Origin of the sequence: Corynebacterium sp. HMSC035E02, from assembly GCF_001836065.1 — a bacterium.
Lineage (GTDB): Bacteria > Actinomycetota > Actinomycetes > Mycobacteriales > Mycobacteriaceae > Corynebacterium > Corynebacterium hiratae.
The window spans coordinates 164,085-186,129 of the sequence record NZ_KV827337.1; the positions used below are offsets into that span (position 1 = coordinate 164,085).

Consider the following 22,045-nt stretch of genomic DNA (forward strand, 5'->3'; position numbering starts at 1 on the left):
GCGGCTTTTCCTAACTACAGCAGGACGATCAGTTGTCGTCCTGCTGTAGTTGTTTTAGCTTAGGGACTTCAAGAAAATACCAGGCAATAAGTGCAATGCCCGGCAGAAGCAACTGAGCGGCCGTCCACAGCTTTATGTGGGACATTTCTCTGTCGAATTTAATCTCAATGCCAAGCACAACAAAAGCCACCAAGAGGTACAGCATGGGAAGAACGCCCCACAGGACGTCATGAAGCCAAGGCACTGTTGTCATGCGGCATTCTCCTCACCCTGGTTGATACGTGCAGTAGGCAGTCACCTCACGGTATCACCTGTGGCTGCGAGGAACCAGACTTGTTTCTCGCTGCTGCTTCAGCTGCGCCTGAGCACCGACTGCACCTGACCGCGCGGACGGCCCCGGCCCTGCCCCTGCGCTTGACTATGCGGCACGCCCCTGGACTCTGGGTTTCGCCCCGGCGTATGTGTGTGCGGCGCATGTGTGTGCGCTTGGGCTTGGGCCGCGCGCTGAGCGGACTTCTCGAGCTCGTCCTGTGCCTTGGCCATCGCTTTCTCAAACTCCAACAGCCGTGCGGCTGTGCGCTCACGGAATCCGCGTGCGAACTCATCGAAATCATTGTGCGGCATTACCACTGCCCTGCCTTTCGCGCCTGTACGGATGGGGAATCTGAGCTTTCTTCCGGTGCCGTTTCCGGTGTCATTTCTGGTGCGGCTCCCGCGCCGGGAGCCGGCCCAGACGCTGGCTCAGGGGGCGGTTCAGGGGCTGGTACCGGTGCAGGTTCCGGCACTGGTGCCGGTGCCGGCGCTTCCGCTGCCTGCATATGCGCCAGCTTCTCCGGTGGAGCTTCTGGCTCCGGAACGTTATTTAGCTCTGGCGGTGGTGGCGTGACTCCGTTGTCCGGGGCTGGTTCTGGTGCCGGCGGTGGACCTGGCTCCGGTTCCGGCTGCGGCTCTGGTTCTGGTTCGGGCTCAGGCGCAGGTTCCAGCTCAGGCTCCGGTAGGTTCTCAATGAAATCCACGGCGGCTTCAGCCAGCAGCCCAAGCCCCAGAATGGCAACTCCTACGCCTAGGATGCCCAGACTTCCGCAGCAGGATTCCTCCAGCTTACACTCACAGGATTCCGCGTTAGGACTCTCGCCGCTTTCTTCCTCACAGTCTTCAGCTTCTACAGGCTCGTCAGGCTCCTCGACCTCTTCGACTACCTGCACCGCCTCCTCCGGGCATTCAGTCACCTCCGCCTGCACGGGTGCGGTCGGCACGTCAACCTCGCTGGGCACCTCAATCCCGGCGTCGGCCGGCGTGGTGGTTCCCACGTCGCGCGGCTGCTCAGTGCAGGTACAAGACTGCTGCTTCTCCTTCTCCGCGTGGCACCCGCACGGCTTGTGCGCTTCTTCTGTTGCGGTGGAATCGGGTGTGGGCTGCGCTTGCGCTGCGGGCTCAGTCGGCACGGTATGCGGCGTGTTCGGTTTCGCTGGCTGAGGCTTGTCTTCAGCCGGCGGGCATTCTTCTTCCGTCACCGCCGCGGGCTGGGTTGGCGCAGGTTTTTCTGGCGGTGCCACCGGTTTAGATGGTTCCGGCCCAACTGGTTGCTGCGGTGGAGCGGGCTGCGCTGTCGGCGCCGGTGGCGTTGGCTGGGCTTGCGCCGGTGCCGTTGGTTCTGCGGGGCTCACAGGTTTCGTCGGTGCACAGGGCTCAGGATCCGGTTGTGGGCACTCCTTCGGCTTCTCCTCGCCACCGCATTCAGGCTCAGGCGGGGTTTCCGGCAGCTCCCGCTCGCATACCTCGGCGCAGCGCTTTTCAAACTCGCCGTAGCAATTCTCAATGGCGGTGTCGCGGTCCCGGCAGGTTTGCGAAATGGTGTCATTCGTCTGGTCAATCAGGTCACCGCCAATGCGCGAGATAACCGGGACGATGGCCTTGCCCAACGGGTGCCGCTGCAGCAACATGGTCAAGATATTCAGCAGCGGAATTACTGCAGAAATCAACTCCGCTACTGCAGATTCGGAAACACTGACCACGTCTTCGATGGCCTCGGAGCACTGCTGCGCGGACTCCACCAGATCATCGGCTTCGTCTCTTTCCTTCTCAAAGTCATCCTGCACGCCGCGCAGGTGATCCATGATCGCTCCCCCAGCCAGCGACAGCACCGTGCCAAGGAGGAAATCCCGCAGACCATTGCCGCCGCGCAGTGGACGTCGCGCGCCCATCGCCGACGCGGTATGCGTCACGAGCTCTCCTGGGTTGATCCCGTCGACGGAACCCACCATGTCCCCCAACAAATCAATCGGTGTGCTGGGACCGGAGTAGCCGCCAAGGCTCGCAGCCTGAAATTGGGAGACTACCTGTGAATAATCGCCCAAGAGTGACTTGATCATCGTGGACATCAGTTCACCCCCGCTTCCTGGCTGCCGAATTGGCCAGCGAGGCCACGGTCGACGTCGCCAAAAGCGCGCACCTGCTCACGCGCGGCGCCCGCGGTGGCCGATATGTTCTCCAAGCGCCACGCACCGCGCTCGTGTAGCCGACTCAGCAACGCCTGAATCTGTGCCCCATGCCCGCTAAAATCCCGCCCCGCAGAAGACGGGGCAAAGCTCGGTCTGTCCCCGCGGTGCGCGTCACTTTGGGCGCGGGCTTGGTCCATGACGTCGTCGAGAAGCCGCGTGGCTTCCTCCTCATCAAAAAATACGTCGGGCATGTGCGCCCTCCTTCTCGTCCACAACAAACAGTGATTCCTGCTCTTATTGGACTGAGAAAGCCACCCGCCGGTTCCCCCACCGCACAGAAAAAGAAGAAACCCCAGGCCAAAGGCCCAGGGTTGCGATTATGCGGGTAGAACTAAACTGCAGCAACGACGGCAGCGAGCTTGCCCGCTACCTTGCGTGCCTGCTCCTTTTCAGCTGCTTCCACCATGACGCGGAAGAGCTCCTCTGTGCCTGAGGGGCGCAGCAGGACGCGGCCCGTATCACCAAGCTCTGCCTCGGCGGCGGCAATAGCTTCCTTGACTTCGGGGGCATTGAGGATGACCGCCTTATCGGACACCGGCACGTTGATGAGCACCTGCGGCAATACCGTCATCACGGAGGCCAGCTCCTTGAGAGTCTTGCCGGACTTAGCCATGCGCGCCATGATGGACAGTCCCGTCAGTGTGCCATCGCCAGTGGTGCAATCATCCGGCAGCACCACGTGACCGGACTGCTCGCCGCCCAGGGAGAAATCACCGCGGTTGAGCTCCTCCAGCACGTAGCGATCCCCCACGGCGGTTTCCTTGACCTCAATGCCCTGCTCCTGCATCGCCAGCTTCAGCCCCAGGTTCGACATCACGGTGGCCACCAGGGTGTTGAAGCGGAGGTCGTTCTCTTCCTTCATGCCCACCGCGAGGATCGCCATGATCTGGTCACCGTCAACGACGTTGCCCTCAGCATCGACGGCTAGGCAACGGTCAGCGTCACCGTCGTGGGCCAAGCCCAGATCAGCGCCGTGCTCGACGACGGCCTCCTGAGTCTTCTCAATGTGGGTCGAACCGCAGTCCTCGTTGATGTTGAAGGCATTGGGCTTGTTGTGGATAGCAATGACCTCAGCGCCCGCTGCCTCATAGGCCTGCGGAGCAACCTTGGAGGCAGCACCGTTTGCGGTGTCGACGACAACCTTGATACCGCTCAGATCCGTGGTGACGACCTCTGCTAGGTGCTTGAGGTAGCGCTCCCGGCCGTCGGGGGCCTCCGAAATAATGCGGCCAATCTTGGTCCCCGTGGGCCCACCGTCGGTGAGGTTGTCCATGGCAGCCTGGATGCGGTCTTCCACCTCATCCGGCAGCTTCTTGCCGCCCGCGGAAAAGAACTTGATGCCATTGTCCGGCATCGGGTTGTGGGAGGCGGAAATCATCACGCCGAGGTCCGCCCCAAAATCATCGGTGAGGAATGCGATGGCCGGGGTCGGCAGCACGCCGACGCGCACGACGTCGACGCCGCGTGAGGCCAAGCCCGAGGCAATCGCCGCATCCAACATCTCGCCCGACACACGCGGGTCGCGCCCAATAATCGCCAGCGGGCGGCGCTCGTAGGACTCCCGGTCCGAGGTCAGCACCTCCGCCGCTGCCTGCCCTAGGCGCAAAGCCAGAATGGGAGTGAGCTTCTTGTTCGCGAGGCCGCGAACTCCATCGGTTCCAAAAAGTCGAGTCATAGTTGTTTATTATGCCCGCTCCCCCTTGCCTGGCGCAGGTCGGCTCGTTCTTGTTGTGTAAACTTCTTCCCACCTTCTGCCCTGTGAGCAGGGCCGGTGGGGAGTTTCCCCAGTTAACGCGCGCGCTGGGCCGTCCTCTGCTTGAATAATCACCATGTCCTATGCGAAAGGCTTGACTCGCGTGAGGGAGTCGAAGGGAGTGAAACTCTTCAAAGCCCTCACCGATGGTGTGCTCACCAAGTTCAACATGGCGGTACTCGTTGTCGCAGCGCTATTTCTGGTGCTCGGAAATACCGAGCCCGCGGAAACGGAAGAACCTGCAGTCATCGCTCCGGGCGAAACGGTGGAGTTGCAGCAGGCCCAGGTGGTCGTCGATAAGCCCCGCGTCGAGGCCGGCCAAGTCCACGTCACCGCCACGTTCCTCAACACCCAAGACATCGCCTTCACGGACTACCAACAGATGTTTAGCCTTACCCGCAATGGTGAGACTATCCCCTTTGAGCAGTTCTCCATCGCGCCCTCACTGGAGAACGGGGCGGTGACCAGGCCCAACCCCGGGGTTCCCTTCGCCGTCGACATCACCGTCGACGATGCCCCCGGAACAGCGCTTGTTCTCAACGATCTGACGGTGCGCAAATCCAGCCTGGACATGTCCTACCGATGGTTTGACCCCACCCCCGTAGCAGAGATGGAGTTGGCATGACCCACCGCAAATCTTCCTCCCTGCCCCTGCTCAACCGCAAGAAGGTCCCCATGATCGCCGTGGCCGCAGCGATCACCTCCCTGGGCATCTTCATTAGTGACCAGATGCCCGATCCGCGCGAGGTGGAATTCTCCCACTTTGAGTACACCGACGAAATACCCGGGCACACCCGCATTAGCCAGGTAGACGTCCACACTCGCCCACTGGCGTCCGGCGACTACGCGGAATTCACCGGTACTCTGCCCGAGGGCGAGGAGCTCAGTGAGCTGTATGAAGTAGCCGTCGATTTCACGCTGGAGCGCACTCACTCCTACCCCCTGAGCCTGAAACTGGAAGACTCCGAGGGCCGTGTTTTCCGAACGACCACACCGCAATGCGACGCCGAGGTCGTCTCCCTCCCCATGACCTGTACCAGTCTCTTTGTACTCCCATCGGATTCGCTGGGCCCCGCCACGCTGGCGCTAGAGGTGGAGAATCTCCTCGGCGACTTCCACCAACAACCGGTCCCCATGGGCAAGGAACTTCACACAGCCGTGGAGGTTAAAGCATGACGTCCCAAGACACAGCATCGAAGAAGGCCTCGAAGGCGTGGTGGTGGGCAGCAACTCTTCCGGCGCTCGCGATCATGGTGGCGGCCTCCTCCTCCGTCATGGTGCACGGCTACCGCCCGCTGTCGATGCATTCAACCGTCGAGGCCACCAAGCAAGAGCCCGCCGAGTTCAGCTTTGATTATCAGCTAGACCACGATACCGCCCGGCGCTCGGCGACGGTCACCCTGGCCGCCATCGACAAGGCAGACCCCTCCGAATTCAGCTCCCTTTATGCCGACAAAAGCCTCATGGATCCCCCTGCGCTCCCCGGGGACACCGCACTCTACAAGGCCACCGTGGACTGGCATGCGGATCCGGAAAGCCCACTGGAAGGCTGCGAGGTCGGGCTCCGTGACGGCCAAGGGATCGAGCAACCTGTCCGCCTCGTGTTGTCCCCGCAGGACGTGCCGACCGATATGCCCGCCGCCTTCCCCAACCTCTGTGAACCCGAAGGGGCTGCGGGGCCGATGGCCATCAATCCTTTCGAACTAGATGCCAATATCCTCCCCGAGCCCAGCGCGCGGCCGGCTGAATGGGAGATGACGTACTACTTCGTCACCAACGCCGATTTCGAGCCTTCCGAATTATTCGTCACCTGGGGCGCCCCTTATGAGGTGCGCCTGCGCACAGGCGCTTAGAAGCCTTCTGCGCGGACAACCGCCTCAACGTCCTCCGCGCCCGGATCGGTCTTGTTCCACGGCCACGACACCATTACCTTCTCTTCTGGGTAGTAGACGAAAATGTCGCCACCGCCGAATCCATCCTTGCCCCATTCGTTGACGAGGACTTCCGGGGCGGAACCATTCGCCTCGCGAACAGTACGGGTCGACGTCTGGAAGGCATCATCGTGATAATCGGGCAAGGCTCTGTACATCTCTTCGGCCTCCTCCCCAATGACAATGTCCCGCGGACTATGGAATGTCATGAGCCCCTCAGCGTCCTGCTCCTTGGTAAGCCACGGCTTGCAGGAATAGCCGTGGGCTCCTTCTAGCAGAGCATTCTCGGATTGCAGCGGTGCTTCGGTACACAGGGCGATCTTCTCAATGAAGGCCTCCGGCAAGACGTCCGCGGTCTCAGGGCGCAGGTTCACGATGTGGTCCTCCCGCAGGTCCGGACGCGCCAGCTCCTCGCTGGACCCGCGCCTGTTGATCTGCTCAACCGTAATCCCGCCAGCAATCAACACCACCGCGACAACCAGGGTGAGAATGTTCAGCTTGCGCGCGCTGATGTGGGTATCAGGATCGGTCGTGGCTTCTGCGCGATCCACGTCACCGGCTTGAGTGTGCTCAGTAGTCTGTGTCACCGATTCCACCTACTTCTCTCCCGCCTGGCTCGCTGGGACGGCAGATTCAGCGTCCGGCTCTTCGCCTTGGTTTTCGTCGGTGCTCTCATCTGCGTCCTCCGCCTCGGCGTACTCAGCGTTGAGGAAGCGGTCCAGCGCGGCTACCACCAGCGGGAGCGCAACGAGGAAGTACACGGCTCGGGCAAGGACCAGCACATAAGGCTCAAGCCCAATGGTGATGGTCCCCAGCGCCAGCGGTTTGATGATGGCACGCAGGGCATAGATTACGCCCAGCTCAGCGCCCGAAGCCAAGACGAAGACGAGGCAGAAGGTCAGCATGGGGACCGCACCGGCGACTGCCAGCGTCTTGAAATTGCGCCACGCATTACGGAAGGGGCCGACGAGTGGCTGCGCGGCGTTGTCCAGCATGTCTCGCGTCGTTCGGAAGGCTGCTTCCGAATAGCGACGCCCATAATCGGCCCACATCTTCTGCTCGGCATGCGGGGAGAGCTTTCCTCGTTCGGCGGGACCTTCGATGGGGGCATCGGCTACCGTCTGCAGGGGCGGTACCGCGTCCTCCTCGCCTGACGTGTCCGGCTCAGAACTGTCCTTCTCTCTGGTCAGGCTCGTGTTGTAGACCACCGCGCCGAGGGTCAGCCATGCGAAGGGCACGACGATAAAGTTGCCGATTTGCGCCGCGTTATTCCACAGCCACCCAATCACCGCACCAATGACCCAGGTGTGGGCGACGATCCAATCCTTCGCCGTGACAATAGAGTCCCACACGGGGCCAATGCCTTGCCGGCTAAGAATCCACACACGGACCTTCTCAAAATTGCTGGTGATACTTAGCGACGCCGTGGCCATCCACAGCACCTCCAGGTACGCCGCCGCAGTGGCCACGCCAAAGGCGCGCTCCCCCAACTGCAGCGCACCAATGAGTTTGCGCAGCACCACGATAGAAATGAGAAACCCTGCAAATAGCCATCCGGAGTTTATGAACGAGCGCCCGAAATCATAATCGAGAAAGCTGGTGGCCACCTCGATGGTCACGGAGTCGTAGACAAAGGTCCGCGCGTCATCCCGCAACAGGCCGTGGGAGGAATACACGGTAAGGAACGGGATGAGGAGGCCACCGACGGTCAGCAGCGTGGTCTTATCCAGTTTGCTAAAGCGGGTCTCGCCGCCAAAGAACTCCATGGACGGCTGCATGATCCAAAAGCACACGATGACGCCGGTCATCACAGAAAGCGGCGCAAAGGGGAAGATGAGCGTGGCGGCCAACGGCGAATACTCAGAAATAACCACCGCCAACCACAGCACCGCCGCGCGCACGGCCAGCGACAGGCAAATCACCGTGATCAGCTGCGGCAGGTACCGCCACAGCAGCTTTGCTGCGTCCAAGGGGACTGATAGTGCGTCCCGCGCGCTCTCAAGAATGACTTTCACGCCGCTTAGTATAAGGAGAATCACACCAGTGCGCTGCCCGAACGGGGAAAGCCGCCACCTCCCCCGAAAGGGAAGCAGCGGCTTTCGAAAATGCAGTATGCGCGAAGATTAACGCTTGGAGTACTGCGGGGCACGACGTGCCTTGTGCAGACCAGCCTTCTTGCGCTCCACGGCACGAGCATCACGGGTGAGCAGGCCAGCCTTCTTCAGGGCCTGGCGGTCAGCCGGGTTGTAGATGTTCAGTGCGCGGGCGATAGCCAGACGCAGGGCGCCGGCCTGGCCGGTCGGGCCACCACCGGTGACGGTGACCTTGAGGTCAAACTGGCCCTCGCGCTCGAGGATGGTCAGCGGCTGCAGGATGTCCTGCTGGTGCAGCTTGTTCGGGAAGTACTCGTCAAAGGCACGGCCGTTGACAGAGATGTTGCCGGAACCAGCGACGAGGCGGACACGAGCGATGGCGCGCTTACGGCGGCCAACGGTCTGAATCGGGCCCTCGTGGATAGCCGGGGCAGCGGTCTCAACCTCAGCCTCGGTGTCGGTTGCCAGGGAATCACCGATGGTGTTGGTGAACTCCTCGGTAGCGGCGGTTGCTGCAGCGATGTCGGCAGCGTCGGCTACATTGTTGTCGATGTTCTGCTCGGTCATTACTGTGCCACCTGCTTAAACTCAAAGGTTTCCGGCTTCTGGCCGGCGTACGGGTGCTCCTCGCCCACGAAAACGTGCAGCTTCTTGATGGAGGCGTTGGAAAGCTTGTTGTGCGGCATCATGCCCTTCACAGCTTCCTCGATAACGCGAACCGGGTTGGCGTCCAGGGACTGACCAAGGGTCATGGACTTCAGGCCGCCCGGGTAGCCGGAGTGGCGGTAGCGCATCTCGCGCTCGCGCTTGTTGGAAGAAATGTGGATCTTGTCCGCATTCAGGATGATGATGTGGTCGCCGCAATCAACGTTCGGTGCGTACTGGGGCTTGTGCTTACCGCGCAGCATGTCAGCCACGGTGGAAGCAAGCTTGCCCAGAACCACGTCGGTAGCGTCGATGACGTACCACTTGCGGGTGATGTCACCGCTCTTCGGGTGGAAAGTAGACAAAATGACTCCTTGAAAGTCTGTCTCGGAACTGCCGGCCAACGCTATGTAAGCCCCTACGCGGTACATACAGCGGCCGGTGGAGACCTGCAGCACGCGCGCACCCACGTAGACGCGGGTGCGGACACATAGGTGTTTCACTTTAGTATGAGGCTGTTTGAAAACCCAAAACGCCGATATCGCCCCTCACCAACGCCTCCATCCCCAGATACTTCGGGGTGGGGGTAGAGACAGAAACGTTGATGAGAAGCGATACCGGCGCCTTTCACTAGGTGGGCAGAAAGTGCTGACTGTGAGGTGGTGCGTCCAGCCCTTCCATTGACTGCACCCCCTCTCCTAGCCCTTCACGCCTTCCTCCACGCCACCCACCGCTCATGGTTGTGAATGGTGATGGAAGACTGCGCCCATACTCCTAGCGAAAGACCCGCAGTCGAGACGGTTTAGCCCCAGCTAGCGGCGGCGCGGCGGTTGACGTCACTCATATTGTCATTGCCCTGGGACACCGTGGTGGAGATGGTCGCTAGCACCGTGTTGAGCTCGGCGGCAGCTTTATCCCACTTGGCCTGCGCCGCGTTATATGCGGCGGCGCTTTCTCCCTCCCATGTCGATACCATCGGCTGCAGGGTGGCCTTAAGGTCACCGAGGAGCCCGTTGATGCGGCCGGAGGTGGAGTTGATGTCGGCGGCGGCACCAGCGATGGCGCCAAACTGATACTTAATTCCAGACATTGCGTGTTCCTTATCTTCTGTGTGCTCGTGTGTGGTTCAGTGCGTACGGCTATAGGAGGCTGCGGCTCTGTTTAAAGGGCCAGGCCCGCGCCGCCGACGTTGTCGAAGGACTGGGCGTTATCTGCCTCGACCGAATCAAAGTTGCGGGCATTGTCCCTGATGTTGTCGCTGATGGCGGTCAGTGCCTCACGCAGCTGCTGTGCGGAGGAGTTGTAGCGCTGCATCAGGTTGTCAAAGGAAACCTGCGCGCGGCCTGCCCAGCTGGCGCGGACGGAGTCCACAACTCCCTGCAGACGGGTGAGCTCACCCTGTACCTCGTCATTGGTGGAGTCGACGCGGCCGGCGGTGGCCACCATTACGTCGGCTTCTGTGCGGAACGTTTGAGTCATTGTTCTCTCCCTTTCTTTGTTCCCTACCTGGGGCATGCCCTTTTACTACGGGGCCTGATGTGTGTTTCTTTCCCCCCGAGAAGCACCCTGTGTCCTTCTCACCCTTATTGGACTGAGTTAGTGGCGCATCGGTTCCCACCGGTTTCAAAGTTTTTAATTTTTCTGGCTTGCCGCTGCTTAGTCCTTCTTAACCAGCGATTCCGCCGCCATTCGGCACGCTGCCTTCTGCACCACGTTGGGCTCGAACTTGGTGTGGCAGCCCACGGACATCTGGTGGCCTTTGTCCTCCCACATCATCCAGGTCACCCGCGAGCCATCGCCGGGGTCCTCGGTATAGGTCAGCCGCCCGGACTCCTCTACCGGATCACGGAGGGCGGGATCGGATTCGATCTGCTCCTTGATCTCCGCAAAAAGGACGTCAACGGGCACGTTGAAAAGCGGATCTGCAGCGACAAGGATCCGCAGGTTGGGATCCTCACCGGCCGCGGTAACGAGCCCATCTTCCACGCTGGTACGAAAACCCTGTGGCAAGACCAAGGACATCCCTTCCACGTCGATGGCTTGTTGGCCCGGACGCAGCTGCGCACTGCCGGTATCCCCGGGCGAGCCTTGCGTCCCGCCCTCCTCAGTCGGCGCGTCCGAGCTCTGGGTCGGGGCCGTACCCGGCGAATGGGCAGCACTGGAAGTACTTACCGCCGTCTGGTGTGGTGTCGCGGCTGCTAAGGCTGCGTCTTTGCGTCCCACGGCCCACCAGGACACCCCGGCCACGACGAGCACCATGACCGCAATGGCGATATAGAAGGGGTCGATGCCTCCCACGAGCGCAGAAAGGCGGTGTGGTGTCGCGCGATGGGAGCGTCGCGCGCGCGTGGCTCGCGGCCGCTCAGCTGTCACGGTGTCTGCATGGCCCTCGTCGTGCCCGTCCACAACCGCCCTTGTAAGAGTCGGTGTTTGTTCCACCACGGGCGGCGATGGTTCTGTTTCCACTACCGTCGCGCCCGCGCCGGTCAGTTGGCGGCGCAGGATGCTCACTGCCTCGTCAGTGATGTCCGTACCGGATGGATCCGCTACCACCTCGGCGCTTACCTCCGGCCACTCCGCCCCGCAGACCTTTTCTGCCTGGTCAAGGACGGCGTCGAGCGCCCAGCCTTCGGCGATGCCAGTGCCGGGTAAGTCATAGCGGTAGATCGTCTCCGGCCCCTCATAGATCGTGGCGGCGTCGAGCACCGTGATAACGAGTGTGGTCTCTGGCGTAGTCGACGGTGTGCGCAGTGCATGAGTCGCGGTCATTGGTTATCTCCCTTGCTGGATGTGGTGTGTGGTGGTTCTTCTGGTGTGTCGGTGTCCGGCACATACACCTGTGCCAGGCCTTGGGGTGCCCCACGCACGACCCATTGGCCGCGGCCGGGCGGCAGCGCTACTGGTTTGATGCCGAAGATGGCGCCTTCGTCGCGGTCGGCGTCGAGAAGCAGCAGTGCTGGCTGCAGGTCGCGCACTGCCGAGAGGAACTGCCCAAACAGCGCGCGCCCGATTCCTCCTGATTTGCGTGCGAGCACTAGGTGCAGGCCCACATCGCGGGCGTGCGGGAGAATCTCCACAAGTGGTGCCAGGGCAATGTCACTGACCAAGTCGAGATCATCGATGACAAGGTAAATATCCGGCCCCTCCCACCAGCTCCGCGCGGCCAACTGCGCGGGAGTGACCTCGGGGCCGGGGAGGCGCTGCTCTAAGGTGCGGACGGTATCGAGGATGGCCTGGGTGGCTGCGCTTGCCGACGCCCCGTAGACCGCCACCATCTCCTCATCCAGCGTCCCCAAATGTGCCCGGCGCTCATCGATAACCACGAGGCGGGCTTCCTCCCGGTTCAGTTGGCTGATACCGGCGAGAATCACGCTGAGGAACTGCGACTTACCGGAACCTTGAGAACCAATGCACACGAGGTGGGGCTGCGTGGTCGGATCCCACGTCAGAAGGTCCAGGTCCGGCCCGCCAATTCCCCAAGCCACCCCGGCCGGTGGGCTGCCGGCCGGTTGTGGAAGCTCGGTGAGCAGGGCGGGCAGCATCTTCAACGGCGGGACCGGCTGGGCGTCCGCATGCACTCCGCAGATATGAGCGATATCCTGCGGGGACGTCGCAGCGAAGAGCAGGTTCTCCCCCGCCAGCGTGATGCCCCGACCGGGCGCTGCCGGGAGTTTTTGTTGTGCTTTGCGGTCAATGAGGGAATCCATGGCTTCACCCAGACGCAGCTCGAGGCGCGCCGCGATAAGGTCCCGGATTGACGGCCGCAGGCTGGTCCACCGCGCCGCCGCGATCAGGACGTGAACGTGGGAAGACGCACCATCTGCGACCAGCTGGGTAATCGGCTCGGCGAGATCTTCAAAATCCGCCCCAGAGGTGCCAATGTGGTGCCAGCCATCCACAATCAGGAAGGTGTGGCGGGATTCCGGGCGACGCACGAGGCCAGCGACTTCGTCGACGATGCGCCGTACCTTCTCCGGTTCCTCGCGGCCGGCCACCCCGGCCACGTGGGGCAGCCGCTCCAGAACCTGCAGTTGTCCGCCACCCAAGTCGATGACATAAAAGCGCACCTGGTCCGGCGAGTGCCGCAGTGCCATTCCGGAGGCGATACTGCGCAGCGCCATTGACTTGCCCGACTGCGGCCCACCGCACAGGGCCAGGTGCCCGCCACCCGTCGTGAAGTCCACGGTGAGTAGGTCTTGGCGCTGGTGGTAGGGGCGGTCGATAAGCCCCACCTCGGCGCACAGCCCGCCGCCCGCGCCGGGCGATTCTACCTGCACAGCGGCGACACTGGACAGCTCCACCACGGCGGGCAAGGGCGGCAGCCAGATTCGCCGCGCTGATTGACCGCGCCCGGCGGCTTCGTCCCGGGCAGCCCCCACCACGGTGTCAAGGAGGGTGCTCGAGGAGTCCACGAGTACTGCGAAGTCTAGGTCCTCCTCCACCACGCGGTGCCCGGTGAAAAGCTCTAGGCGCGCCGTGTGCTGTGCGGAAGCATCATCTTCTAGCGCTACCCGGCGCGTCACCGGGCCGGACACATAGGAGGCCTGGAAACGTGTGGGGGCATCGGCATCCGTCTTGAGGTAGCCGGATCCCGGCTGGGCGGGGAGGTGGTAGGCGTCGGGCACACCGAGGACCTGGCGGGACTCCCCGGCGGAGAATGTCTTCAGGCCAATGCGGTAGGACAGGTGCGAATCCAATCCCCGTAGGCGCCCTTCTTCCAGGCGCTGGGATGCCAGCAGCAGGTGCACGTGCAGTGAGCGGCCGAGCCTTCCTACTGCGACGAAGAGCTCCGCGAAGTCCGGGTGCTGGCCCAACAGTTCCGAGAACTCGTCCACCACGATGACCAGCGCCGGCAGCGGCCCGTGCTCCGCCACCGCGGCAGCGGAAGCATTGAACTCGCCCACATTGGCAAAGTTGCCGGCCTTGCGCAGCAGCTCCTGGCGGCGGTTCATCTCCCCGGAGATGGCATCGTACATGCGCTCCACCAGGGTAGATTCCTCCTCCAGGTTGGTAATCACGGCGGAGGTGTGCGGCAGCTCCTCGCAGCCGAGAAAGGTCGCGCCACCTTTGAAGTCCACAAGCACGAGGTTGAGCTCCTCCGGGCTATGCGTGGCGGCTAGGGCCACGACGAGCGTCCTGAGCAGCTCCGATTTTCCGCTGCCCGTGGCACCGATGCACAGCCCATGCGGGCCCATGCCGCCCTGCGCCGACTCCTTCAGGTCGAGCACCACCGCTTGCCCGGACTCGTCCACACCGATAGGCACGCGCAGGCGTTCGGCCGGGCTGCGGCCATGCCACATGCCGGAGGCCTGCAGCGCATCCACGTCCCGGTAGCCCAGCAGCACAGGGAGGTCTGCATCGCGACCGTGCCGTGGCGTTGCCGGAGCATCGCCGCCGAAGGGGCGATGATAGGGCGCAAGCGTGCGGGCGTGGAGGAGGGCCGTGGAAACGTCGATAAGCGCGCAGCTGCCCAGCTCCTCCTCCCCCGCGGCGGTAACCACGGACAGCGCGCCTTCCGCCCGCAGGTAAATGCCTTCGTCCTCCGCACGGCGGCCCAGCAGCGAATGAGGTGTGACACCCACGGCGATGGTGGTCGTCGGGGCGTCCCCCGGCGCTCCCTCTTTGTCCAGTACACCGCGATGCCGGTGGTCCTCCTCCACGACCCGGATACGAAACTGAGCGCTCTCCGGATCCCTCGAGTGCGGCAGCCACTTCAGCCACTCCCAGCTCTCCCCGTGGTACTCAATGCCCACGGTTTCCGGGCCATGCAGTACCGCCAGGTGCAACAGCAGCGCGCGGGCCATACCGTGCGCATCCGCACCGGCCAGCCCCACGATAGGGAAGGCTTGGAGCTGGATGACCACCGGCATATCCGCCAGCGTTCCCACCGCGCGCACGGTCTGGCGCAGGCTCACCGCACACACTGGGTCGAGGTCTTCCGCGGCACCCGAATCTGGAACATTGATCGGCGTGCACAGTGCCATCGGCCCGGTGCCCACCCGCACCTCCAGCGCATCCGGGGCATCCGCATCCCGCTCCCAGAGGCGCGACGTCGGAATCAACGCGCCGAGCTGCCCAGGCGCCGGATTGCGGTGTTCCTCATGCGCGCGCTGCGCCGCCGCGCGCTCCAGCGCCTCCTCGCGCAGCGCCTTGAGGTGACGCAGGTACGTCCGGCGAGTTTCGTCCGGATCCTGCCCGCCTCCCTGCGGGTTGAACATCATCGCCATGCTGGCCAGCATCATGAGCGGGAACATGAGACTCATGGGGCTTATCCGGCGCGCATCACCCGCGCCGAGAACCATGAGCGCCACCATGCCCACCATGGCCGCGATCATGACCAGCGGCATAAGCAGGCGAACCAACGGAACGGGCTGGGCACGGGCCGCCTCCGGCACGGCCTCGGCATCAATGCTGCCTTGCGGCAGTGGTGGCGCTGGTTCCCGATATGACGACAGCCCGGTGTCAACGACGCGTGTAGGTACGCGCATGTCAAAGTCCTTCCCCCCGAAGTACTCCACCGCCTCCTTAAGCGGTGGACAGCGTGCCACCAGTAAGCCACAATGTGAGGCAATGGGCAAGGGGTTGCCCAGAAATTTTTCTCGGGGGAGGTATTTTCCATGACTCGCGCACTCGCGCATTCTGTCCGCGTCACCGTCCGTATCCACGCAGGCCAGACCCGCAAAGAAGCGGATATCTCACTGCCGCTTTCTTCCAGTCTCGGGGAGGTGCTGGGGGAGCTGCTCGTGCTTGTCGACGTTCCCCCAGCACCCATCCTGTGGCGCGCCACTACCGCGGCGGGCAAGACCATATCGATGACCACGCCACTGGATCGCACCAGCGTAGAAGAAGGCTCCGTGCTGGTGCTTAGCCCGGATGCACCGGCGCCGGCACCCATCGTGCGCGACGCCGCGGAAGCATTAGCCGCCGATGTCTCCGCCACGCAGCTTTCTGGCCTGGCTGGGCTGTGGGGTGTGGCGGGCCTTATCGCCGGCGGTGGGCTCCTTGCCGCAACACTGTCCCCCACGGTCGGCTGCGCCGCCACTGCACTCCTCGCCCTCGTTCTTGCGGTATGGACGCGGCGAGGATCTCTGCTCGCCACCGCGCACGTCGCCGCGGGGCTGGCGGGCGGGTTAGCCACTGGCGCAGCATTTGTCGCTGGACCTGCAGGTACCGCGGTGTCGGCGGCACCCGTCGTGGGGGCCGCGACCGCCGTCGGTGCGACGGCGGTGCTCTCCCACCTGGTACGCATCGGCGGGCTGCGGGACCGGGCTACTGCCGCGACGTGGTGCCTGCTCGTGCTCGTCGGTCTCCTCGGCCCCGCCCCGCTCCTCGCAGCCACCGTGGGCCTGTTGGCGGGCGCTCCCCTGCTGACCACGCGGCTGGCGGGTTTGCGCGTGCCGCAGCTTCCCACCGCCGGGCAAGACTTAAGCATCTCGGACGAGGTACCCACCGATAACGCGCTCGCTGCCCGGCGCGCCGGGCAGGCCTACGAGGGCATCGCGGTGGGCTGCGCGGTGGCGGGCATCCCTGCCCTGCTCCTCATCGCATTAAACGCCAACGCGGCGGCAACCCAGGGGGCCTCCCAAGCGCTGTGTGTAAGTATCGCTGGCGGGGTCATCGTGCATGCAGCACGCCATGCCCGGCCCATTGCTGCGTGGGCACTGGGAATCTATGGCCTCGCCGCTGCGTGTTCCGCGGTGGCTGTGCCGCTGCGCGAGTGGCAGCGGCTTTCTGCGCCAACCACGGAAACATGGGTGCTCAGCGTCATCGCGGGGCTCATCGTTGTGGCCATGCTGTCAGTACCGGTGTGGGCAGGCAAACTACGGCAGATTGAGCCGACCACCATCGTGTGGTTCGAGCGCGCCGAAGCCCTCGCACTGGCTGCGTGTTTGCCGCTCGCCGCACACCTGGCTGGGCTCTTCGAGTTCATTAGGGGGCTGGGCTCATGATAGCTCTAATTAGAATCGGCGCCGCCAGCGCTGCTCTTGGCGCTGGTCTGGCGTGGGGGTCCTGTGTGTTGCCCGGGCCGGTAGCTGCTGCCCGCGAGCCAGACACCGCGTGCGCGGAGGCTACCCTCGCCGCGGCAGGGCCGCAGCCTTCCGCGCAATACTCGGACTATCGCGCGCGGCTGCATTCTTTTGCCACGGGTGCCGGGGTGAAGGTCGCGGTCATCGACACCGGAGTGGCCGCGCACCCCCAGCTGCGCGTGACACCGGGAGCGGACTTCGTAACCCCAGACGAGCCCGACCCGCTGCGAGACTGTGACCTGCACGGCACGGTGGTGGCCGGGGTCATCGCAGGAAGAGAGCTCGGCGTGGCCCCGGATGCGGAAATCTACGCCATCCGGCAAACCAGTTCGCATTTCAGGCAACCGGCGCCGGATAACTCGGCAGGGGCCGATGGTTCAGCGGAGGAAGACCACGGTTCCGGAACGCTGGCCAGCCTGGCTGCTGCCATCGAGGATGCCGTGAACGCGGGAGCTCAGGTCATCAACGTCTCCGTCGTGTCCTGCGTCCCGCCGGATGCCGCCTCACGGGTGGATCGATCGGGCTTGGACGCAGCGCTGCAGCGCGCGGAGGACGCTGGGGCGGTGGTGGTGGCGGCGTCGGGAAACGCGACATCCGGTGGCTGTGAACAAGGTGATGTGGTCTTCCCCGCCGTGGCGGATACTGTCCTCGCGGTTGGCGCCCTAGCCACCCCGTACGACCTTGCGGATTACTCCATCGCTGCACCTCTCAGCGCAGAGGGCAACGTACCACTCGCCTTGGAACCCGGCGGCGGCTGGGCCAGTGCCAAGGGGGATACCCTCTTTCAAGGCACGTCTTTCGCCGCGCCCCTGGTCAGCGGAACGCTCGCTCTGCTGGTGCAGCGCTACCCCGACGAGTCCCCGGCGCAGCTGCGCCAACGCGTCATCGATTCCGCCGAGCCCGGCCACGGGGTGGTCGATCCCCTCACCGCGGTGACCTTTCGTCCTGCGGCCGAAACCCGCGAGGAGCGTTCCTTTGCGGTGACACCACTGACAGCACCGGCCGCCCAAGGCTGGCCTATGGTGCGCCTACTCCTCGGGGCCCTGGGGTTCCTCGTCCTCGTGGCTGTTATCAGTGCTCATTCTTTAAGGCCTCCGCGCGGCTCAAGGCAGAACCTTCCGGCAGCAGACGCAGAATCTCCCACGGCACCTGCTCCGGTTCCCCCAGGCCCAGCGCGTTTAGCTCCCCGGCGCTAGCCAGCTCGTGGCGCCTGCCGGTGGCAGAGACCACGTGATAACCATGCCCGCTGTCTACGCCCACGCCCGCCCGCAGACCGGCGAAACGCTGCGCCGCCGAATCACCCGGCAAGTCCACGGTGGCTGACACCGGGCGCGTCATACCGGCTCCATGCTGGTGCGTCGCGCACAACCAGCCCTGCTCAGGAGACAGGAAGTCCATGCGGGTAGCCGGGAGGTTGAAGGTCGGTGGGACGTCGCCAAGCGCGGCTACCTCCTGCGACTGTGCCGGCAAACGCTGCGCGCCCATGCCGACGAGCATCTCCGCCTGGGTGGGAGTGATGGCGAAAACGCCCTGCTCCGTTCGCGCCCACAGCTGTTCGCCGGTATCCAGAATCTCTGGTGGCGCGGCTGGGAAACTCAGCGGCTCCAGTTCGGCGAAGGCATTGAGTAACTCCGCGGGCACGCTCCACACCGCCGTCTCCGCGGTCATCCCCAAGGCGCGGCGCAGTACCCTGCCTTGCGTGCTCGTGGCCTCGGGCAACACGACGCGCCCTTGGCCGGTGAGCAACCACTGCGTGCCCTCGGATTCCGCCACGGCGGCATGCTCTTCGTCGAACCCGGGAACGGCGTGGTGCGCCACCACGGTCACGGTGCCGACGCGACTGCTGGACTGCCAGTTCTCCCCTTGGGTGGATTCCTCCAGGCAGGCTGACCAGCTTGGCTCCTCCCCTGTCGCAGCGGCAAGGAGGTCCGGGGCATCGGCAATCCCCAGCGGTGTGCCTAAGCTTATCTGGTCTAGAAAGCTATCCCCGGCCGCATGTGGCTCCACCGCTTCGTTGGCAATGAGCCGGGCCGACGCCAGGTTAGCCACCGGGTGGTAGGTGCCATTGACCAGTGCTAAAAGCTGTCCCTCCGCAGAGCGGACCACGGGCGCATCCCCGGGTTGCGGATCCGGTTGCATCCACGCAATGAGCCCCGAACCGAGGCTAAGGAATGCGACTGCGGCTACTCCACCGAGCAGTGCGCGCCGGCGCCGTTTCAGCGGATCATGGATCATCCTGATATCGCCGAAAACTAGGCCGTGCTCGAGCCGGCGCAACAAGAACTTGTGGCCCGATACCTGGGCCTTGGTAGTAGGCAACGCGCGTGCCATGAGAATCCTCCCCGAATCAGTGCACCACCCTCCCTGGTGCAGTGGGGTCTAGATTAACCCAACTCCGTGTCCTCCGCAGCACGACGGCTGCGGGTCATCTTCGCGCGCGCAGCCAATTGGTCTGCGTCGGGATAGTCCACGCCAACCAGGCTCAGCCCCGCGGCCGGGGCGAGGGGAATCTGGGAGGATCTGCTGGTTTCCTGAAGCATCTGGGCCGCGAACTCCACCTCTCGGGAACCTTCGCCTACCCGCAGACAGCATCCCACGAGGCAGCGCACCATGGACCAACAGAAGGCATCGGCGCTAACGTGTGCCTCATAGAGCTGCGGTTCTGCGGGCGTCGACACGTCCTGCCACTCGAAGGCGAGCAACTCGCGGATGGTCGTGGCGTGTGGCTTGGCCTTGCAGAAGGCCACGAAATCGTTGAGACCCACCAACTGATCGGCGGCGGCCTGCATTAGGTCCAGGTCCACCGGCTTGAGCCACGTTGCGGTGTCCCGAGCGCGGGTCGGCAGCGCGCCGCGCGGATGAGTGGTGATGCGGTAGACGTAATGGCGGCGCAGGGCGGAAAAACGTGCGTCGAAATCGTGCGACACCTCGGTGCAGGCGTGCACGCGGACGTCGACCGGCAGCAGCTTGGCCAAGCGCCGGACCAGTTTGGCGGGATCGCCATCGATGCTGCGCTGACTTAGTGCGGCGCGAGTGGTGTCGAAGTGCGCCACCTGACCGCTGGCATGCACGCCCGCGTCGGTGCGCCCAGCCACCGTGAGCTCCACCGGGTGGCGCAAGACCATAGCCAGCTTCTCCTCGATGGTCTGCTGCACCGTGCGAAGGCCGTCCTTCTGCCGGGCCCACCCGTGGAAGTCAGTGCCGTCATAGGCCAAGTCCAATCGCAGACGAACGCTTTCACTCATGGGGGTTGATGATACCGTGCGCTCGACGTGCCGTGGGGACTGCGTCCGTGGTCCGTTTTAACAAATAGTGGCCTGAAAAGTGGAATTTTTGGACCCTTATTTGTTAAAACGGTACACCCCCAACACGGCTCCCCTCTCTGCGCCGTGGCGCGGAGAAAACGACAAAGGCCCGCGCCCCACCGCAGTGGTGAGCGCGGGCCTTGCCTAGACCTCAGAAGAATTACTTCTCCTCGGTGGTCTCCTCAGCCTCAGCCTCAGCCTCGGTAGCCTCAGCGGACTCAGCCTCAGCCTCTTCAGCCTTAGCTTCCTCAGCCTGCTTGGAAGCAGCAGCGCGGGTAGCGCGGTTAGCCTCAGAGGTCACGGTCTCCTCGAGAACGAGGGAGATCTGGGACATCGGGGCGTTGTCGCCGGAGCGGTTGTCCAGCTTGATGATGCGGGTGTAGCCACCCTCACGGTTCTCAAACTTCGGTGCCAGCTCGTCGAAGAGGTAGGCAACAACATCCTTGTGCGGGATGAGCTTGAGAACTGCGCGACGGTCAGCAACGGTGCCGGCCTTCGCCTTGGTGATGATCTTCTCGGCGTAAGGACGAAGCAGCTTCGCCTTAGCGTCGGTGGTCTTGATTGCGCCGTGCTCGAACAGGCTCGCTGCCATGTTGCTCAGCAGGTGCTTCTGCTGGCTGGCGGAGCCGCCGAGACGCGGACCCTTCTTGGGGGTAGGCATTATGTACTCCTCGTGTGCGGATTAATTGAGCGCGCGACGGGGCGCAAAAAGCCGCGCCGTCACGATTCAGTGGAATTCTTTACTCGGAATCGTCGGAAGCCGGGTCCTTGAAGTCGCCGGTCTCTGCGTCGTAGCCTTCGAGCTGGGTCGGGTCGAAGTCCTCAGGGGTGTCCTTGAGGGCCAGGCCCAGGTTAGCCAGCTTGATCTTTACCTCGTTGATCGACTTCTGACCGAAGTTGCGGATATCCAGCAGGTCCGATTCGGTGCACTCAGCGAGCTCACCGACGGTGTGGATCTCCTGACGCTTCAGGCAGTTGTAGGAGCGGACGGAGAAGTTCAGATCCTCGATCGGCATGCTGTAGGCGGCGATGTACTCCGTCTCCTGCGGGGACGGGCCAATCTCAATGCCCTCAGCAGCGGTGTTCAGCTCGCGAGCCAGGCCGAAGAGCTCGACCAGGGTGCCGCCGGCGGAAGCCAGGGCGTCGCGTGCGGAAATCGAGTTCTTAGTCTCGACGTCGATGATCAGCTTGTCAAAGTCAGTGCGCTGCTCAACACGAGTAGCTTCGACCTTGTAAGAGACCTTCAGCACCGGGGAGTAAATCTGGTCGACCGGAATGCGGCCGATTTCTCCCGAGGTGGCGGCAGCCGGGACGTAGCCACGGCCGCGCTCGACGACGAGTTCCATCTCCAGCTTGGCGGACTCATTCAGCGATGCGATGTGCAGATCCGAGTTGTGGATCTCCACGCCAGCCGGCGGCTGGATATCGCCTGCAGTGACCTCACCCGGGCCTTCCTTGCTCAGGTACATGACCACCGGCTCGTCGGAGTCGGAAGACAGAACCAGACCCTTGACGTTAAGGATGATTTCGGAAACGTCTTCCTTCACACCATTGATGGTGGTGAACTCGTGGAGCACACCGTCAATCTTGATGGAGGTTACTGCCGCGCCCGGGATGGACGAAAGCAGCGTGCGACGAAGCGAGTTACCGAGGGTGTAACCGAAGCCCGGCTCGAGCGGCTCGATAACGAACTTGGAGCGAGACGAGTCGATGAATTCCTCGGTGAGCTGAGGACGCTGGGAAATAAGCATGGAGTTTCTCCTTGTCGGCGCCCGCTATTTGACGCCGGT

The 22,045-nt window shown here is 63.4% G+C and carries 21 protein-coding genes and 1 pseudogene; 5 read left to right on the forward strand and 17 right to left on the reverse strand.

What is annotated here, in order from left to right:
- Window positions 1–28: 28 nt before the first annotated feature.
- The 5 genes from HMPREF2635_RS05980 to glmM all read right to left on the reverse strand — a co-directional run bounded on the left by HMPREF2635_RS05980 (window position 29) and on the right by glmM (window position 4,176).
- Window positions 29–253 carry a hypothetical protein gene (locus tag HMPREF2635_RS05980; RefSeq protein ID WP_046648429.1) on the reverse strand — a complete coding sequence of 75 codons (225 nt, stop codon included), beginning with the start codon at window positions 251–253 and terminating at the stop codon, window positions 29–31.
- Between the two features lie 98 nt (window positions 254–351).
- Complete coding sequence (locus tag HMPREF2635_RS05985) at window positions 352–624, reverse strand: hypothetical protein (RefSeq protein WP_046648430.1); 273 nt, start codon at window positions 622–624, stop codon at window positions 352–354.
- Window positions 624–2,381 (reverse strand): zinc metalloprotease, encoded by a 1,758-nt coding sequence (locus HMPREF2635_RS05990; protein ID WP_070821412.1) that lies wholly within the window; start codon window positions 2,379–2,381, stop codon window positions 624–626. Before HMPREF2635_RS05990 ends, HMPREF2635_RS05985 begins: the two co-directional genes overlap by 1 nt.
- Window positions 2,381–2,692, reverse strand: a complete 312-nt coding sequence (locus HMPREF2635_RS05995) for a hypothetical protein (protein ID WP_070821413.1) — start codon at window positions 2,690–2,692, stop codon at window positions 2,381–2,383. Before HMPREF2635_RS05995 ends, HMPREF2635_RS05990 begins: the two co-directional genes overlap by 1 nt.
- Window positions 2,693–2,832: 140 nt before the next feature.
- The gene (glmM, locus tag HMPREF2635_RS06000) at window positions 2,833–4,176 is read right to left on the reverse strand and encodes a phosphoglucosamine mutase (protein WP_049157018.1); all 1,344 of its coding nucleotides are present in this window, start codon (window positions 4,174–4,176) and stop codon (window positions 2,833–2,835) included.
- Between the two features lie 154 nt (window positions 4,177–4,330).
- Between glmM and HMPREF2635_RS06005 the strand changes: the two genes are divergently transcribed.
- From HMPREF2635_RS06005 to HMPREF2635_RS06015, 3 genes are read left to right on the forward strand one after another with little or no spacing between them, the layout of a single operon-like run.
- Window positions 4,331–4,879, forward strand: a complete 549-nt coding sequence (locus HMPREF2635_RS06005) for a hypothetical protein (RefSeq protein ID WP_141761684.1) — start codon at window positions 4,331–4,333, stop codon at window positions 4,877–4,879.
- Window positions 4,876–5,430, forward strand: a complete 555-nt coding sequence (locus HMPREF2635_RS06010; protein WP_070821414.1) for a hypothetical protein — start codon at window positions 4,876–4,878, stop codon at window positions 5,428–5,430. The genes HMPREF2635_RS06005 and HMPREF2635_RS06010 overlap by 4 nt, the downstream gene beginning before the upstream one ends.
- Complete coding sequence (locus HMPREF2635_RS06015) at window positions 5,427–6,107, forward strand: hypothetical protein (protein ID WP_070821415.1); 681 nt, start codon at window positions 5,427–5,429, stop codon at window positions 6,105–6,107. Before HMPREF2635_RS06010 ends, HMPREF2635_RS06015 begins: the two co-directional genes overlap by 4 nt.
- On the opposite strand, the gene HMPREF2635_RS06020 is transcribed toward HMPREF2635_RS06015, so the two are convergent.
- From HMPREF2635_RS06020 to eccCa, 8 genes are all read right to left on the reverse strand, one after another.
- Window positions 6,104–6,772, reverse strand: coding sequence for a hypothetical protein (locus tag HMPREF2635_RS06020; RefSeq protein ID WP_141745913.1), 669 nt, complete (start codon window positions 6,770–6,772; stop codon window positions 6,104–6,106). The two genes, HMPREF2635_RS06015 and HMPREF2635_RS06020, sit on opposite strands and share 4 nt — an antisense overlap.
- A gap of 9 nt (window positions 6,773–6,781) precedes the next feature.
- Complete coding sequence (locus HMPREF2635_RS06025) at window positions 6,782–8,200, reverse strand: hypothetical protein (RefSeq protein ID WP_070545921.1); 1,419 nt, start codon at window positions 8,198–8,200, stop codon at window positions 6,782–6,784.
- 108 nt (window positions 8,201–8,308) lie between these two features.
- Entirely contained in the window at window positions 8,309–8,845 is a 537-nt protein-coding gene (gene rpsI, locus HMPREF2635_RS06030; protein WP_046648438.1) for a 30S ribosomal protein S9, read from the reverse strand.
- Window positions 8,845–9,288, reverse strand: a complete 444-nt coding sequence (gene rplM, locus HMPREF2635_RS06035; RefSeq protein WP_010189505.1) for a 50S ribosomal protein L13 — start codon at window positions 9,286–9,288, stop codon at window positions 8,845–8,847. The genes rpsI and rplM overlap by 1 nt, the downstream gene beginning before the upstream one ends.
- A gap of 437 nt (window positions 9,289–9,725) precedes the next feature.
- On the reverse strand, window positions 9,726–10,013 hold the full coding sequence (locus HMPREF2635_RS06040) for a WXG100 family type VII secretion target (protein ID WP_046648439.1): 288 nt from the start codon (window positions 10,011–10,013) through the stop codon (window positions 9,726–9,728).
- A 71-nt stretch (window positions 10,014–10,084) separates the two neighbouring features.
- Window positions 10,085–10,402, reverse strand: a complete 318-nt coding sequence (locus tag HMPREF2635_RS06045; RefSeq protein WP_046648440.1) for a WXG100 family type VII secretion target — start codon at window positions 10,400–10,402, stop codon at window positions 10,085–10,087.
- A 177-nt stretch (window positions 10,403–10,579) separates the two neighbouring features.
- A complete protein-coding gene (locus tag HMPREF2635_RS06050) occupies window positions 10,580–11,692 on the reverse strand; it encodes a type VII secretion-associated protein (protein WP_046648441.1) in 1,113 nt (370 codons plus the stop codon).
- Window positions 11,689–15,411, reverse strand: a complete 3,723-nt coding sequence (gene eccCa, locus HMPREF2635_RS06055) for a type VII secretion protein EccCa (RefSeq protein ID WP_180963896.1) — start codon at window positions 15,409–15,411, stop codon at window positions 11,689–11,691. Before eccCa ends, HMPREF2635_RS06050 begins: the two co-directional genes overlap by 4 nt.
- A 129-nt stretch (window positions 15,412–15,540) precedes the next feature.
- Between eccCa and eccD the strand changes: the two genes are divergently transcribed.
- The gene (gene eccD, locus HMPREF2635_RS06060; protein WP_070821416.1) at window positions 15,541–16,872 is read left to right on the forward strand and encodes a type VII secretion integral membrane protein EccD; all 1,332 of its coding nucleotides are present in this window, start codon (window positions 15,541–15,543) and stop codon (window positions 16,870–16,872) included.
- Window positions 16,869–17,837 (forward strand): annotated as a pseudogene (locus tag HMPREF2635_RS12955) (S8 family serine peptidase); the annotation flags it as partial. The gene eccD and the pseudogene HMPREF2635_RS12955, both read left to right, overlap by 4 nt.
- A 184-nt stretch (window positions 17,838–18,021) precedes the next feature.
- Here HMPREF2635_RS12955 and eccB read toward each other — a convergent pair.
- The 4 genes from eccB to HMPREF2635_RS06080 form a co-directional block, all read right to left on the reverse strand.
- A complete protein-coding gene (gene eccB, locus HMPREF2635_RS06065) occupies window positions 18,022–19,281 on the reverse strand; it encodes a type VII secretion protein EccB (RefSeq protein WP_070545917.1) in 1,260 nt (419 codons plus the stop codon).
- A gap of 53 nt (window positions 19,282–19,334) precedes the next feature.
- The gene (truA, locus tag HMPREF2635_RS06070; protein WP_070821417.1) at window positions 19,335–20,195 is read right to left on the reverse strand and encodes a tRNA pseudouridine(38-40) synthase TruA; all 861 of its coding nucleotides are present in this window, start codon (window positions 20,193–20,195) and stop codon (window positions 19,335–19,337) included.
- Window positions 20,196–20,415: 220 nt separating this feature from the next.
- The gene (rplQ, locus tag HMPREF2635_RS06075) at window positions 20,416–20,916 is read right to left on the reverse strand and encodes a 50S ribosomal protein L17 (protein ID WP_046648456.1); all 501 of its coding nucleotides are present in this window, start codon (window positions 20,914–20,916) and stop codon (window positions 20,416–20,418) included.
- A gap of 79 nt (window positions 20,917–20,995) precedes the next feature.
- Entirely contained in the window at window positions 20,996–22,006 is a 1,011-nt protein-coding gene (locus tag HMPREF2635_RS06080) for a DNA-directed RNA polymerase subunit alpha (protein WP_010189530.1), read from the reverse strand.
- Window positions 22,007–22,045: the final 39 nt, after the last annotated feature.